A 14,740-nucleotide genomic window follows, 5' to 3' on the forward strand; every position below is an offset into this window, starting at 1 on the left:
CCATGCTGAAGAATCTCCTGCTCAAGGCCCAAGCGCGCCCCGAACTGATCGTCCTGTGCCTGATGGTGCTCGTGATCGCGATGCTGATCGTGCCGCTGCCGCCCTATGTGCTCGATTTCCTGATCGGCCTGAACATCGTGACGGCGCTGCTCGTGTTCATGGGCTCGTTCTACATCGTCAACATCCTCGAATTCTCGACGTTTCCGTCGATCCTGCTGATCACGACGCTGTTCCGGCTCGCGCTGTCGATCAGCACGAGCCGGATGATCCTGCTCACGGCCGAGGGCGGCAAGATCATCACGACGTTCGGGCAGTTCGTGATCGGCGACAACCTTGTCGTCGGCTTCGTCGTGTTCGTGATCGTGACGATCGCGCAGTTCATCGTGATCACGAAGGGCTCGGAGCGCGTCGCCGAGGTCGCGGCGCGCTTCTCGCTCGACGCGATGCCCGGCAAGCAGATGAGCATCGACGCGGACCTGCGCGCGGGCATCATCGACAACGAAGGCGTGAAGGCGCGCCGCTCGGCGCTCGAGCGCGAGAGCCAGCTCTACGGCTCGTTCGACGGCGCGATGAAGTTCATCAAGGGCGATGCGATCGCCGGCATCGTCGTCATCTTCGTGAACCTGATCGGCGGCATCTCGGTCGGCGTGATGCAGCACGGCATGTCGGTGTCCGACGCGCTCACGACCTACACGATCCTGTCGATCGGCGACGGCCTCGTCGCGCAGATCCCGGCGCTCTTGATCGCGATCGGCGCGGGCTTCGTCGTCACCCGCGTGAGCGGCTCGGGCAACAACCTCGGCGCGAACATCGTCGGCGAGCTGTTCTCGAACCCGTTCGTGCTCGCCGTCACGGCCGTGCTCGCGCTCGCGATCGGCCTGCTGCCCGGTTTCCCGCTCATCGTCTTCCTGCTGATCGCGCTTGCGCTCGGCGCGCTGTACGTGCGCCGCGAATGGCGCAAGCCGGGCGAGCCGGCGCGCGAGGGCGGGCTCGTCGGCAAGGTCGCGGGCGCGCTGTCGGGCGGCGGCGCGACGCAGTCCGCCGCCGCCGCCGTGGACGACGTCGACATCGACAAGCTGATCCCCGAGACGGTGCCGCTGATGCTGATGGTGCCCGAGGCGGCGCAGCCGATGTTCGAGCGGGACGGCGTGATTGGCGCGTTCAGGCGGCGCGCGTTCGTCGACATGGGGCTGCGGCTGCCCGACATCCGCGTCGTGTATTCGCCGCAGGTGCATCCGCGCGAGGCGATCGTGCTGATCAACGAGATCCGCGCCGCGACGTTCGCGATCTGCTTCGACAGGCATCGCGTGATCGGCTCGACGCTCGCGCTCGAAGGGCTGCCCGTCGACGTCGTGACGCTGCCGGACGGCGCGGGCGGCGACGCGTGGTGGGTGCCGGACTCGCAGACCGGCGCGCTCGCGAAGATCGACGTGCTCACGCGCCCGGCGATCGACGACCTGTACGGGCAGTTTCTCGCGGTGATGCTGAGCAACGTGTCGGAATTCTTCGGCGTGCAGGAGGCGAAGCGCCTGCTCGACGACATGGATCGGAAGTATCCGGAGCTCATCAAGGAGAGCTATCGGCACATTTCGGTGCAGCGGATCGCCGAGGTGTTCCAGCGCCTGCTTGCCGAGAAGATCTCGATCCGCAACATGAAGCTGATTCTCGAATCGCTCGCGCAATGGGGGCCGAAGGAGAAGGACTCGATCCTGCTCGTCGAGCACGTGCGCACGGCGCTCGCGCGCTACATCTCGAATCGCTTCGCGGCGGGCGGCAAGCTGCGCGCGCTCGTGCTGTCCGCCGAGTTCGAGGACGCGGTGGGCCAGGGCGTGCGGCAGACGTCGGGCGGCGCGTACCTGAACCTGGAGCCCGCGACGAGCGAGCAACTGCTCGACCGGCTCGCGCTCGAGCTCGCTCGCGCGGGCTTCTCGCAGCGCGACATGGTGCTGCTCGCTTCGATGGAAGTCAGGCGTTTCGTCAAGCGGCTGATCGAGAGCCGCTTTCCGGAACTGGAGGTGCTGTCGTTCGGTGAAGTGGCCGACAGCGTCGCAATCGATGTGTTGAAGACGGTCTAAGGAGAGAAACGATGAATGTGGATGTCGTCATGCTCGTCAAGGAAAGCATGGAGAAGATGGATTGCGGCAGCGCGATCGCGGGCGAGCTGGATGCGCACGCGCCGATCTGCATTGCCTTTCATTCGATGCCCGAAATGTTCGTCGAGCGCGACGGCGAGCACGTGACGATCTGGAGCCGGCTCGACTGCGCGGGCGAGAGCCAGCTCGCGCGCTGCGCGTTCGATCTGCTCGCGTATCAGTTGCCGCGCGGCTCGGACGCGTTCGCGTCGCGCCGGCCGCTGCTGTCGCTCGTCGACGATGCGCTCATGCTGCACGGCCGCGTCGAGCCGCGCTGCCTCGCCGACGCCGACGGCTTCACCGAGGCGCTCGAGACGTTCTACGCGGACCTGTGCGCGATCAACGAGATCCTCGCGCGATGAAGGCCGCCGGCGATCCGCTGCGGCTCCTCGCGCGGCGCGCGCATCCGCGCCGCATCCAGGGGCCGATCATCGAGGCGCCGCTGCCGGACGTCGCGATCGGCGAGCTGTGCGCGATCCGCGCGGCGGCGGGCAGCGACACGGTGATCGGCCGCGCGCAGGTGGTGGGCTTCGGGCGCGACACCGCGATCCTGAGCACGCTCGGCAGCACGGCCGGGCTGTCGCGGCAGGTCGCGCTCGTGCCGACGGGCGAGCGGATGACGATCGACGTCGCGCCGGCGATGCTCGGCGCGGTCGTCGACGCGACGGGCGGCATCGTCGAGACGTTCGGCGCGAAGCGGGAGGCGGGGGCGGAGGGGGCGGCGCGCGCCGCGGCGCCGCGCCGCCGCGCGATCGACGCCGCGCCGCCCGATTACGCGGCGCGGCGCCCGATCGAGCGGCGGCTCGCGACGGGCGTGCGCGCGATCGACGGGTTGCTCACGTGCGGCGTCGGCCAGCGCATCGGCATTTTCGCGGCTGCGGGCTGCGGCAAGACTTCGCTGATGAACATGATGATCGAGCATGCGGCGGCCGACGTGTACGTGGTCGCGCTGATCGGCGAGCGCGGCCGCGAGGTGTCCGAGTTCGTCGAGCGGATGCGGCGCTCGGGCAGCCGGGACCGGACGGTCGTCGTGTACGCGACGTCGGATCGCTCGTCGGTGGACCGCTGCAACGCGGCGCTCGTCGCGACGACGATCGCCGAGTATTTCCGCGATCTCGGCTGCGACGTGATGCTGTTTCTCGACTCGATGACCCGCTACGCGCGCGCGCTGCGCGACCTCGCGCTCGCGACGGGCGAAGCGCCCGCGCGGCGCGGCTATCCGGCGTCGGTGTTCGAGCAGTTGCCGCGCCTGCTCGAGCGGCCGGGGCGCACGGAAGCGGGGAGCATCACCGCGTTCTACACGGTGTTGCTCGAAAACGAAGAGGAGCCCGATCCGATCGGCGACGAGATCCGCTCGATCGTCGACGGTCACGTGTATCTGAGCCGGCAGCTCGGCGCAAAGGGGCATTTCCCGGCGATCGACGTGCTGAGGAGCACGAGCCGTCTGTTCGACGAGATCGCGCACGCGCCGCATCGCGCGGCCGCGATGCAGTTCCGGCGGCACCTCGCGCGCATCGACGAGATGCAGGTGTTTCTCGATCTCGGCGAGTACCGGCGCGGCGAGAACCCGGAGAACGACGATGCGCTCGACAGGCGGCCCGCGCTCGATGCGTTCCTGCAGCAGGCAATCGACGAGGCGTCGGCGTTCGACGACACGCTCGAACGGATGCGCGAGGCCGCGTCATGAAGCGGCTCGACGGCGCGCGGCGGCTGCTCGCGGTGCTCGAGCGGCGCGGCGATGCGCTGCGCCGGCAGGCGGCGCGCGAACGCGACGCGCTCGCGGCGCTCGACAGGCAGATCGCCGAGCGATGCGCGACGATCGCGCGCCTGCGCGAGCGGCTCGCGGCGAGCGCGCCGCCGAAGCCGTATGCGCGCAGCGAGCTGATGCGCGTGCGCGGCAAGCAGGCGGTGATCCGTTACGAGATCGCATGCAGGGAGATCGAGGCCAGCGATCTGCGTGAGCGCCGGCAGGCGGCCGAGCAAGCGTTGCGCGGCAGCCAGGCCGCCGCGCTCGCGCTCGAGCGGCGCCGGAACGCGCATCGCGACTGGCTCGCGCGGCGCAGGATCGAAAACGAGCGGCTGCGGGAATCGGCCGCCGATGCGGACATCACGGAAGGAGCAGGTCATGGGTTCAACCATCAGCATTAGCGCGCCGATCGCGGCGGGCGTCGAGCCCGCCCCGCGCGCGCAGACGCCGGGCGGCGGACAGGCGTCCGATTTGCAGCGCGCGTATCGCGAGCAATGCGGCAAGGTGCTCGACAAGCGCGACGACGGGTGCGACGACGGACGTGATGGCGACGACGTCGAAGCCGGGCGCGCCCACGCGAGGAAAAGGGCAAAGCGCAACGGCGAGCCGCCGGTTGCGGCGGTCGGGATGCCCGCACCGCATTCGGCGCGGGAACGGGCGATCGCGCTGCGGTTCGGCGGGGCGCGAGGCGGCGCGAACGCGCGTGTCGCGGGCGTCGAAGCGGGCGTCGAAGCGCATGTGGCTGACGGCGCGCGCACGCGCGTCGAGCCGCGCGACGAAATCGCGCCGCGCCGCGCCGCGACGATGCGCGGCCACGCGCCGGCGCTCGGCGTGGTTCGCGCGACGGGCGAGCGAGCGCCCGATGCTTCGACGGCCGACGCGCGCGCGCCGCAAGCGGCGGCCGACGTCGCGCCGCCGTCCGTGCCGACGCAGGCGCAACGCGCGGCGCAACGCACGCCGGACGGCATTGTGCGCGACACGGCGGCCGGAGCTTCGCGGTATTCCGCGATGGCGGCGGACGCCGCGGCGTCGCGCTCGCCGGCGCTGCCCGCCGCGCGCTTGCCGGCCGCGACGATCGCCGCTGCATCGGCTATGTCGGCTATGTCGGCTGTCTCGGCCGCATCGTCGACACGACGCCCGACGGCCGCCGCTTCGCCGGGCGCCGCGCGCGAACGCGTCGACGGCGACGATTCGAACCGCGCGGGCGACGCATCGCTCGCCGGTTTCCCGCGCGCCTTTCAACCGCAGGCGTCGATGCGTGCGGCCGAGCCTGCCGCGCGCACGCACGATCCGTCGCGCGCCGCGCGCCAACGCGCGCAGGCCGGCGCGGCGCAAACGGACGCGCGCGACGTTCGCGACACGCAAGGCACCCAGGTGCGCTACCGCTTCAACTCATGGGACGGGCGGCCCGCGGTCGAGTTGCGCTTCGATCCCGGCTGCGCGCCGCGCGTCGTCAGCGCGCAGCCGAGCCACGAGCGCGTGCAGCGCGCGATGGAGTACGGCGTCGATCGGCTGACGCCCGGATGGACCGTCGAATTCGATCGGCAGCGCGCGGATGACGACGGCGGCCGTTCGCCGTGGCGCCGCGCGCGGCAGGAGCCGGAGGCGGACGAACGATGAGCGCGCGCTACACGCTGTTGCGGCGCGTCGCGCCCGCGGAGCTGCCGCTGTACCGGAGCGCGCAGGCGCTGCGCGCGGGGGGCGAGTACGCCGCGCTGCGCACGATCGCGCCGCCGCGCGGCTATGCGGCGCTGCGCGCGACCTGGCGGGGCGTCGAGCACGACGGCTGGGTCGACGTCGACGATCTGATGCGCCGCCGCTACCCGGCGCTCGGCGCGCTCGCGTGGCGCGCGCTCGACAGGCGCTACGCGCTCGATCTGCTGAGCGGGCGGGACGCGGCGGCCGAGCTGCCCGCGCCGCCGGGCGGCTGGGCGCACGTGCGGCTCGTCGATCTCGTCGAGCGCAAGCTGCCCGCCGAGCCGCTGCTGTGCTTCGACGCGCCGGGCCGCGTGCGCGCGCTGTTCCGTGCGTTTCCGGGCGAAGCGCCCGCGCCGCGCGCCGCTGCCGACGTCGGCGGCGTGCCGCTCGCGATGCGCTTCGCGATCGGCGTCGCGCGCCTGCCGCTCGCGCTCCTGCCCGCGGTCGCGCCGGGCGACGTGTTGCTCGTCCGCGCGCCGCGCAACGTGGTCAGGATCGGCGCGTATGCGCTGTGTGAATTTTGCTGGGAAGGAGAAAACATCATGCTGAACGAACCCCTGACCGAACCGGCGGTCGACGATCCGCACGACGATCTGCATGACGAACCGACGACGGCGGACGCGCTGCCGGACGCATCGCCGCAGGCTTTCGACGTCGCTGCGCTGCCCGTCACGCTGGAGTTCGTGCTGCACGACGAGCGCGTGACGGTCGCGCAGCTCGCCGGCTGCCATCCGGGCCTGGTGCTGCCGCTGCGCGGCGCGCCGGGCGAGGTGACGATTCGCGCGAACGGCCTGCCGTTCGGCCGCGGCGAGCTGATCCAGGTCGGCGAGCAGTTGGCGGTCGAGGTGAAGGCGCTCTGGCGCGCGAAGCCGGCGGCATGCGATGGCGAATAACGAAATCGCGCTGATCGTCCTGCTGGCGGCGGCGACGCTCGTGCCGTTCGTCGTCGCGGCGGGCTCGTGCTTCATCAAGTTCTCGATCGTGCTCGTGCTCGTGCGCAACGCGCTCGGCATCCAGCAGGTGCCGTCGAATCTCGCGCTCAACAGCATCGCGCTCATCATGTCGCTGTTCGTGATGATGCCCGTCGCGCAGAGCGCGTACCGGTATCTGCAGCACCATCCGCTCGACGTGATGAACGGCGCGTCGGTCAACGATTTCATCGACGGCGGCCTCGGCGGCTACAAGCGCTATCTGACGCGCTACTCGGACCCGGCGCTCGTGCGCTTCTTCGAGCGCGCGCAAGCCGCGCGCCTGAAGAGCGACGACGCCGACGCAGCCGACGCGGACGTCGCGGGCGACGGGCCGGACGGCCTCGACAACTCGCTGTTCTCGCTGCTGCCCGCATACGCGCTCACCGAGATCAAGAGCGCGTTCAAGATCGGCTTCTACCTGTACCTGCCGTTCCTCGTCGTCGACATGGTGGTGTCGAGCGTGCTGCTCGCGCTCGGGATGATGATGATGAGCCCGGTGACGATCTCGGTGCCGATCAAGCTGATCCTGTTTGTCGCGATGGACGGCTGGACGCTGATCTGCAAGGGCCTGATCGAGCAGTACCTGAACCTGATGCAATGACCGCGCCCAGGCGCATTCTTAGGAAGACAAACGATGGCTGAACTCACCTATGCGGGCGACAAGGCGATCCTGCTCGTGATCCTGCTGTGCGCGGCGCCCGTCGCGGTCGCGACCGTCGTGGGCCTCGCGATCGGCCTGTTCCAGACGGTCACGCAATTGCAGGAGCAGACGCTGCCGTTCGGCCTGAAGATGCTCGCGGTGTTCGGTTGCCTGATGATGCTGTCCGGCTGGTTCGGCGGCAAGCTGCTCGCGTTTGCGACCGAGATGCTGTCGATCGGGCTGCGCTGAGCCGCTTCACGTCACGTCATGCCGAGCGACACGATGGATGTCTCGATGGAAGCGTTCTACCGGCAGGCCGGCGCGATCGCGATCGCGTATGCGCGCGTCGCGCCGGTGTTCTATCTGCTGCCGTTCCTGAATGACCGGACGATCGTCAACGGGGTCGTGAAGAACACGATCGTGTTCGCGGTCATTCTCGGGTTGTGGCCGAGCTTCGCGCACCCGCATCTGCAAGGGGGCGCGCTCGCCGGCGTCGCGCTGACGGAGGCGGCGGCGGGCGTCGTGCTCGGCGTCGCGCTGTCGCTGCCGTTCTGGGTCGCGGCGGCGGTGGGCGAGCTGATCGACAACCAGCGCGGCGCGACGATCAGCGATTCGATCGATCCGGCCACGGGCGTCGAAGCGTCGGCGCTCGCGCCGTTCGTGAGCCTGTTCTACGCGGCCGCGTTCCTGCAGCAGGGCGGCATGCTGACGATCGTCGGCGCGCTCGAATCGAGCTACGCGACGGTGCCGGCGGGCGCGCTGTTTTCGGTCGATCTGCCGCGCGTCGGCGCGCTGCTGACCGATCTCGTCGCGCACGGGCTCGCGCTCGCCGCGCCCGTGCTGATCGTGATGTTCCTGACCGATGCGCTGCTCGGGCTCTTCTCGCGCTTCTGTCCGCAGGTCAATGCGTTCTCGCTGTCGCTGACGGTCAAGAGCATCGTCGCGTTCGCCGTGTTCCACCTGTATTTCCTCTATGCGGCCCCGCACGAGCTGACGGCGCTGCTGCACGCGCATCCTTTCAGCGGCCTGGTGAAGTGAGCGATGGCGGAGAAAACCGAAAAGCCGACCGCGAAGAAGCTGCGCGACGCGGCGAAGAAAGGGCAGACGTTCAAGGCAAGGGACATCGTCGCGCTCGTCGTGATCGCCACGGGCGCATTGGCCGCGCCCGCGCTCGTCGATCTGACGCGTATCGCGGCCGAATTCGCGCGGATCGCGTCGTCGGGCGCGCAGCCGGACCCGGGCGCCTACGCGTTCGCGTGGGCGAAGCTGTTCCTGCGGATCGCCGCGCCGTTCGTGCTGCTCTGCGCGGCCGCGGGCGCGCTGCCGTCGCTCGTGCAAAGCCGCTTCACGCTCGCTGTCGAATCGATCCGCTTCGATCTCACGGCGCTCGATCCCGTCAAGGGAATGAAGCGGCTCTTCAGTTGGCGCTCGGTGAAGGACGCGGCGAAGGCGCTGCTCTACGTCGCCGTGTTCGCGGTCACGGTGCGCGTGTTCGCCGATCTCTGCCACCACGACTTGTTCGGGCTGTTCCGCGCGCGAGCGGCGCTGCTCGGCCACATGTGGATCGTGCTGACGATCCGGCTCGTGCTGCTGTTCCTGCTGTGCGCGCTGCCCGTGCTGATCGTCGACGCCGCCGTCGAATACTACCTGTACCACCGCGAGCTGAAGATGGACAAGCACGAGGTGAAGCAGGAATACAAGGAGAGCGAGGGCAATCACGAGATCAAGAGCAAGCGGCGCGAGATCCATCAGGAGCTGCTGTCGGAGGAGATCAAGGCGAACGTCGAGCAATCCGATTTCATCGTCGCGAATCCGACTCACATCGCGATCGGCATCTATGTGAATCCGGACATCGTGCCGATTCCGTTCGTGTCGGTGCGGGAGACCAACGCGCGCGCGCTCGCGGTCATTCGGCACGCCGAAGCGTGCGGCGTGACGGTCGTGCGCAACGTCGCGCTCGCGCGCTCGATCTATCGCAACTCGCCGCGCCGCTACAGCTTCGTGAACCAGGACGACGTCGACGGCGTGATGCGCGTGCTGATCTGGCTCAAGGAAGTCGAGGCGGCGAATCGCGGTGGACCGCCGCCCGGGATGGCGCCCGAGACGCCGCCCGCGCCGCAGGCGCGCGATCGAAACGCTTGACAAGCCGAAAAGACTGCTTTGTGAAATTTTCCTGAGCGAGAGGCGCGTAACGTAGCAACCGTCATTGAACGGCACCGCAACGCGCCGACATCCATGTGACTGAAAGAACCGAACGAGGTGACGGCGTGACGCAACGCGACGTGAACATAGACGACATCGAAGCCGACGAGATGGCGGCGGCGCTGCTGGACGCGGTCCAGAACGGCGCGACGCTGAAGGACCTGCATCGGGTGCCGCAGGACCTGATGGACGGCATCTACGCGTTCGCGTACCGCTTCTACCAGCAGGGGCGGATCGACGACGCGGAGGTGTTCTTCCGTTTTCTGTGCATCTACGACTTCTATAACGCCGAATACGCGATGGGGCTCGCGGCGGTGTGCCAGTTGAAGAAGGAATACGCGCGGGCGATCGATCTGTATGCGCTCGCGTACTCGCTGTCGAAGGACGACTACCGACCGATGTTCCACACCGGCCAATGCCATCTGCTGATGGGCAAGGCGCCGCTCGCGCGGCGCTGCTTCGGCATCGTCGCCGAGCGCTCGCGCGACGAGCGCCTCGCGCAGAAGGCGCAGTCCTATCTCGACGGGCTCGACGAAGTGGGCGCCGATGCGGCGCCCGCGCCGGTCGAAAACGACCTCTAGGATCTGTTTACATACGGAACGCACATGCGCTCCGTATGTAAACAGACTCTAGCCAACAGGAGCTGATCGTATGTCATCGGGAGTGCAGGGCGGATCGGCCGCCAACGCGAACGCTTACCAGACCCATCCGCTGCGCGACGCGGCGCGCGCGCTCGGCACGCTGTCGCCGCAGGCGTACGTCGACGTGGTGTCGGCCGCGCAGCGCAATTTCCTCGAGCGAATGTCGCAGCTCGCGTCCGGGCAGTGCGGCGCGCAGCCGGGGACGGACGACGCGCGGCTCGACAGGCTTGACGATAAGCCGGCGCTGCGCGCGCCGCAGGAACGCGATGCGCCGCAATCCGACACGGCGAACGCGCAGCCGCAGGACGGCGGCAGCCGCGCGAGCGGCGCGGCGAAGCTGACCGAGCTGCTCGGCGTGCTGATGAGCGTCATCAGCGCGAGCAGCCTCGACGAGCTCAAGCAGCGCTCGGACATCTGGAACCAGATGTCGAAGGCCGCGCAGGACAACCTGAACCGGCTGTCCGACGCGTTCCAGCGGGCGACCGACGACGCGAAGGCGGCGACCGACGCGGCCGCGCAGGCCGCCGCCGCGGCGAAGCAGGCCGCCGCCGACGCGAAGGCCGCGGATGCGGCCGTCGACGCCGCGCAGAAGCAGTACGACGACGCGGTGAAGCAGGGCCTGCCCGACGATCAGTTGAAGGCGCTGAAGGCGGCGCTCGAGCAGGCGAAGCAGCAGGCGAGCGACGCGCATGGCCGTGCGGACGCGTTGCAGGCCGACGCGGCGCAGAAGCTCGATGCGGCGACCGCGCTCGCGACGCAGGCGCGCGAATGCGAGCAGCAAGTCGACGACGCGGTGAATCAGGCCGCGCAGCAATACGGCGCGAGCGCGCCGCTGCGCGCGGCGTCGCCGAAGCTGAGCGGCGCGGCCGAGCTCACGGCCGTGCTCGGCAAGCTGCAGGAGCTGATCTCGTCGGGCAACGTGAAGGAGCTCGAATCGAAGCAGAAGCTCTTCACCGAGATGCAGGCGAAGCGCGAGGCCGAGCTGCAGAAGAAGTCCGACGAGTATCAGGCGCAGGTGAAGAAAGCCGAGGAGATGCAGAAGACGATGGGCTGCATCGGCAAGATCGTCGGCTGGGTGATCACCGCGGTCAGCTTCGCGGCGGCCGCGTTCACGGGCGGCGCGAGCCTCGCGCTCGCCGCCGTGGGGCTCGCGCTCGCGGTCGGCGACGAGATCAGCCGCGCGACGACGGGCGTGTCGTTCATGGACAAGCTGATGCAGCCCGTGATGGACGCGATCCTCAAGCCGCTGATGGAGGTGATCTCGTCGCTGATCACGAAGGCGCTCGTCGCGTGCGGCGTCGATCAGCAGAAGGCCGAGCTCGCCGGCGCGATCCTCGGCGCGGTCGTGACGGGCGTCGCGCTCGTCGCCGCCGCGTTCGTCGGCGCATCGGCGGTGAAGGCGGTCGCATCGAAGGTGATCGACGCGGTCGCGGGCCAACTGACGAAGCTGATGGATTCGGCGATCGGCAAGATGCTCGTGCAACTGATCGAGAAGTTCTCCGAAAAGTCCGGGCTCCAGGCGCTCGGCTCGCGCACCGCGACCGCGATGACGCGGATGCGCCGCGCGATCGGCGTCGAGGCGAAGGAGGACGGCATGCTGCTCGCGAACCGGTTCGAGAAGGCGGGCACCGTGATGGACGTCGGCAATCAGGTGTCGCAGGCGGCGGGCGGGATCGTCGTCGGCATCGAGCGCGCGAAGGCGATGGGCCTGCTCGCCGACATCAAGGAGGCGATGTACGACATCAGGCTGCTCGGCGATCTGCTGAAACAGGCGGTCGATTCGTTCGCCGAGCACAACCGCGTGCTCGCGCAACTGATGCAGCAGATGTCGGACGCGGGCGAGATGCAGACGTCGACGGGCAAGCTGATCCTGCGTAACGCCCGCGCAGTTTAATACGGGCGATCACGTTTGTTTTCGAAGTCGAAGAGGTGCGTATGTCAATCGGTGTGCAAAGCAGCGGCATCAACATCAGCAACCCGGAGCTGTCCCGGCTCGCCGACGCGGGGCTGCCCGGGCAGGGCGAGAAGGCGGTTCGCGACGACGGCCGCGCGGTTGCGCGCGCGGACGCGGCGCTCGCGGCCGCCGTCGGCGAGCGCGTGTCGCAGCAGCGCGACGCGGGGCCGGGCGAGCCGCGCGTCGCGCTCGCCCAGCCGAAACCCGCCGCGCAGACGCGCGCGACGGACCGGCGGACGGTCTCGGGAATGGAGCGCGAGCACAAGCGGCTCGCCGCGAGCCAGATGCCCGCCGTGAGGAACATGCTCGACGCGCTCGTTCAGCGCCACGCGCCGCCCGCCGATACGAAGGCGGGCGGCGAAGGCGCGAAGCGCGTCGGCGACGATGCGCCGCGCGCGACGGCGAACGAGCCGCAGCGCTTCTCGTTCGCCGAGGACAAGGCGTTCGACGCGATGCTCGCGCTCGGCATCGCGATGCAGAAGAACGTGCAGTCGGATCTCGTGATGCAGGGCAAGCTCACGACGCTCGCGCACGACGCGATGATGAGCGCGGCCGCGCAGGATCGCAGCATCGGCGCCGCGCAGATGACGGCCGCGATCGCGGGCGGCGCGCTGCAGGCGGCGACCTCGCTCGGCGGCGCGGCGCAGCAGATGAAGGGCTTGAGCACGAAGTCGATGTCGATCGAAAAGGAGATGAAGCCGCAGGCGGAGCTCAAGCAGTTCCACGCCGAGCAGGCGCTCGAACTGCGCGGCGTCAACAAGCCGGTGTTGCAGAACGACGCGGTGTCGCACGTGAAGGTCAAGCGCGACACCGGGGAGGCCGCGCGCCACGAGATCGACCCGGGCGGCGAGCGGATGAGCGACGAGCACGCGAGCGTGCTCGCGCAGGAGGCGCCCGCGCGGCAGCACCGGATCGACATGCACGGCATGCGCCACGAACAGAACCTCGTGAAGGCGAGCCGCCAGCAGATGAAGGGCGACCTGATCCAGTCGGGCGGCCAGATCGGCAGGAACCAGATCGACGGCGCGTCGGCGCAGCAGCAGGGCGCGGATCGCGCGGAGCAGAAAGAGGACGAGAGCGCGCAGCAGACGGCGATGGCGGCGGCGAGCGCGCGCGACGAAGCCGCGCACCGCGGCCGCGAAGCCGCGCAGAAGGCGATCGACGCGGCGAAGAGCCAGGTCGCGAACGACAACGCGGTGGCCGCGCAGGTAGCCGGCAATCTGCGGACCTGACGGTTCGCGCCGCGGCGGACGCGGGGGGCGTCGCCCGCCGCGCGCCGTCGCGTTTCGGGGGCGGGCGATGGCGTTTTTGTGAAAGCGTGCGCCGGCATCCGTCTCCAGAATCGGAATTCCGATGGTTGAGCGCATGGCGACATACAAGGAACTGAAGGCCCGGGCCGAGGCGTTGAGCGCGCAGGCCGAAGCGGCGCGGCAGGCCGAATTGCAGGCCGCGATCGACGACGTGCGCGCGAAGGTGCGCGAGTACGGTCTGACGGCATACGACGTGTTCGGACACCGAAAGAAACCGGGCGAGCGCAAGCGCGAGGCGGTCAGGCCGAAGTACCGCGATCCGGCGACGGGTGCGACCTGGAGCGGGCGCGGCATCGAGCCGAAATGGATTCGCGGCCGCAACCGGGACGAATTCCTGATCGAGTGAAGGCGGGCGCCGCGCATCGCGCGCGCCCTCGATGAATCCGATAGCACGAAGGTGAAACACGATGAACATCCAGGCCGATATGGGGCGCGCGCTGGCCGCGCGCGATTGGCAAGCGGTCGCGGCGCTCGCGAAGACGATGCCCGCCGATGCCGGCGCGCGGGCGATGACCGGCGACGATCTGCGCGCGGCGGGCGTCGATCGCCGCGCGCCGGAGCAAAAGCTCGGCGCGGCGATCGACGAATTCGCGTCGGCCCGGCTGCCCGATCTGGTCGACGGCCGCCTCGTCGAAGGCCGCCGCGCGGACCTCACGGTGTTCGACGACGCGCGCGTCGCGGTGCGCAGCCATGCGCTCGCGCAGCGCAACCTGCTCGAACGATGGGAAACCGGGCACCTGGGCGGCACGCTCGACGCCGCGGGCAGCGACGGCGGCATCGAGCCGGACCCGATCCTTCAGGGGCTCATCGACGTGATCGCCCAGGGCAAGTCGGACGTCGATGCGTACGCGACGATCGTCGAGGGGCTGACGAAGTATTTCCAGAGCGTCGCCGACGTGATGAGCAAGCTGCAGGATTACATCTCGGCGAAAGACGACAAGAACATGAAGATCGACGGCCATGCGATCCGCGAGCTGCTGCAGGACGTCATCGATCACCTGCCGACGATGCAGTTGCCGAAAGGCGCGGACATCGCCCGCTGGCGCAAGGAGCTCGGCGACGCGGTGACGATCAGCGATTCGGGCGTCGTGACGATCAATCCGGACAAGCTGATCAAGATGCGCGATTCGCTGCCGGACAGCGGCGACGTGACCTGGGACACCGCGCGCTACCAGGCGTGGAACACCGCGTTCTCCGGCCAGAAGGACAACATCCAGAACGACGTCCAGACGCTCGTCGAGAAATACTCGCACCAGAACTCGAACTTCGACAATCTCGTCAAGGTGCTGAGCGGCGCGATCTCGACGCTGACGGACACCGCGAAAAGCTATCTGCAGATCTGAACGAGGCCGCGCGCCCGTGCCGTCGCGCTCGCTGCCGCGATTGCGGCGACGGCGCGCGCTCGCGCGGGTCCTGCCTCGATCCGAAGCAACCGACAAGAGGAA

15 protein-coding genes are annotated in these 14,740 nt (G+C 69.2%); all 15 read left to right on the plus strand.

What is annotated here, in order from left to right; all coding sequences use genetic code 11:
* Positions 1-2: 2 nt before the first annotated feature.
* The 15 genes from bsaQ to sctA all read left to right on the plus strand — a co-directional run bounded on the left by bsaQ (position 3) and on the right by sctA (position 14,638).
* Positions 3-2,075 carry a SctV family type III secretion system export apparatus subunit BsaQ gene (gene bsaQ, locus AQ610_RS23145; RefSeq protein WP_006028905.1) on the plus strand — a complete coding sequence of 691 codons (2,073 nt, stop codon included), beginning with the start codon at positions 3-5 and terminating at the stop codon, positions 2,073-2,075.
* An 11-nt stretch (positions 2,076-2,086) separates the two neighbouring features.
* Entirely contained in the window at positions 2,087-2,494 is a 408-nt protein-coding gene (bsaR, locus tag AQ610_RS23150; RefSeq protein ID WP_009915457.1) for a type III secretion system protein BsaR, read from the plus strand.
* Entirely contained in the window at positions 2,491-3,819 is a 1,329-nt protein-coding gene (bsaS, locus tag AQ610_RS23155; protein WP_006028903.1) for a SctN family type III secretion system ATPase BsaS, read from the plus strand. The genes bsaR and bsaS overlap by 4 nt, the downstream gene beginning before the upstream one ends.
* Positions 3,816-4,280, plus strand: coding sequence for a hypothetical protein (locus AQ610_RS23160; RefSeq protein ID WP_006028902.1), 465 nt, complete (start codon positions 3,816-3,818; stop codon positions 4,278-4,280). Before bsaS ends, AQ610_RS23160 begins: the two co-directional genes overlap by 4 nt.
* Positions 4,258-5,499, plus strand: a complete 1,242-nt coding sequence (locus AQ610_RS23165) for a SpaN/EivJ family type III secretion system needle length determinant (protein WP_006028901.1) — start codon at positions 4,258-4,260, stop codon at positions 5,497-5,499. Before AQ610_RS23160 ends, AQ610_RS23165 begins: the two co-directional genes overlap by 23 nt.
* The gene (gene sctQ / locus AQ610_RS23170; protein ID WP_006028900.1) at positions 5,496-6,470 is read left to right on the plus strand and encodes a type III secretion system cytoplasmic ring protein SctQ; all 975 of its coding nucleotides are present in this window, start codon (positions 5,496-5,498) and stop codon (positions 6,468-6,470) included. The genes AQ610_RS23165 and sctQ overlap by 4 nt, the downstream gene beginning before the upstream one ends.
* Entirely contained in the window at positions 6,460-7,149 is a 690-nt protein-coding gene (gene spaP, locus AQ610_RS23175; RefSeq protein WP_006028899.1) for a SctR family type III secretion system export apparatus subunit SpaP, read from the plus strand. Before sctQ ends, spaP begins: the two co-directional genes overlap by 11 nt.
* A 33-nt stretch (positions 7,150-7,182) precedes the next feature.
* The gene (gene bsaX, locus AQ610_RS23180; RefSeq protein WP_004187417.1) at positions 7,183-7,437 is read left to right on the plus strand and encodes a SctS family type III secretion system export apparatus subunit BsaX; all 255 of its coding nucleotides are present in this window, start codon (positions 7,183-7,185) and stop codon (positions 7,435-7,437) included.
* A gap of 33 nt (positions 7,438-7,470) precedes the next feature.
* On the plus strand, positions 7,471-8,226 hold the full coding sequence (gene bsaY / locus AQ610_RS23185) for a SctT family type III secretion system export apparatus subunit BsaY (RefSeq protein ID WP_197417888.1): 756 nt from the start codon (positions 7,471-7,473) through the stop codon (positions 8,224-8,226).
* Positions 8,227-8,229: 3 nt separating this feature from the next.
* Entirely contained in the window at positions 8,230-9,330 is a 1,101-nt protein-coding gene (locus tag AQ610_RS23190) for an EscU/YscU/HrcU family type III secretion system export apparatus switch protein (RefSeq protein ID WP_006028897.1), read from the plus strand.
* Positions 9,331-9,455: 125 nt separating this feature from the next.
* The gene (gene bicA, locus AQ610_RS23195; protein ID WP_006028896.1) at positions 9,456-9,971 is read left to right on the plus strand and encodes a SycD/LcrH family type III secretion system chaperone BicA; all 516 of its coding nucleotides are present in this window, start codon (positions 9,456-9,458) and stop codon (positions 9,969-9,971) included.
* Between the two features lie 70 nt (positions 9,972-10,041).
* The gene (gene bipB / locus AQ610_RS23200; protein WP_009915437.1) at positions 10,042-11,925 is read left to right on the plus strand and encodes a type III secretion system translocon subunit BipB; all 1,884 of its coding nucleotides are present in this window, start codon (positions 10,042-10,044) and stop codon (positions 11,923-11,925) included.
* Between the two features lie 41 nt (positions 11,926-11,966).
* Positions 11,967-13,217, plus strand: coding sequence for an IpaC/SipC family type III secretion system effector (locus AQ610_RS23205; RefSeq protein WP_006028894.1), 1,251 nt, complete (start codon positions 11,967-11,969; stop codon positions 13,215-13,217).
* A 133-nt stretch (positions 13,218-13,350) separates the two neighbouring features.
* A complete protein-coding gene (bprA, locus tag AQ610_RS23210; protein WP_009915432.1) occupies positions 13,351-13,641 on the plus strand; it encodes a T3SS protein BprA in 291 nt (96 codons plus the stop codon).
* A 61-nt stretch (positions 13,642-13,702) separates the two neighbouring features.
* Positions 13,703-14,638, plus strand: a complete 936-nt coding sequence (sctA, locus tag AQ610_RS23215; RefSeq protein WP_006028892.1) for a type III secretion system needle tip protein SctA — start codon at positions 13,703-13,705, stop codon at positions 14,636-14,638.
* The last annotated feature ends 102 nt before the right edge of the window (positions 14,639-14,740 follow it).

The organism is Burkholderia humptydooensis, from assembly GCF_001513745.1.
GTDB lineage: Bacteria > Pseudomonadota > Gammaproteobacteria > Burkholderiales > Burkholderiaceae > Burkholderia > Burkholderia humptydooensis.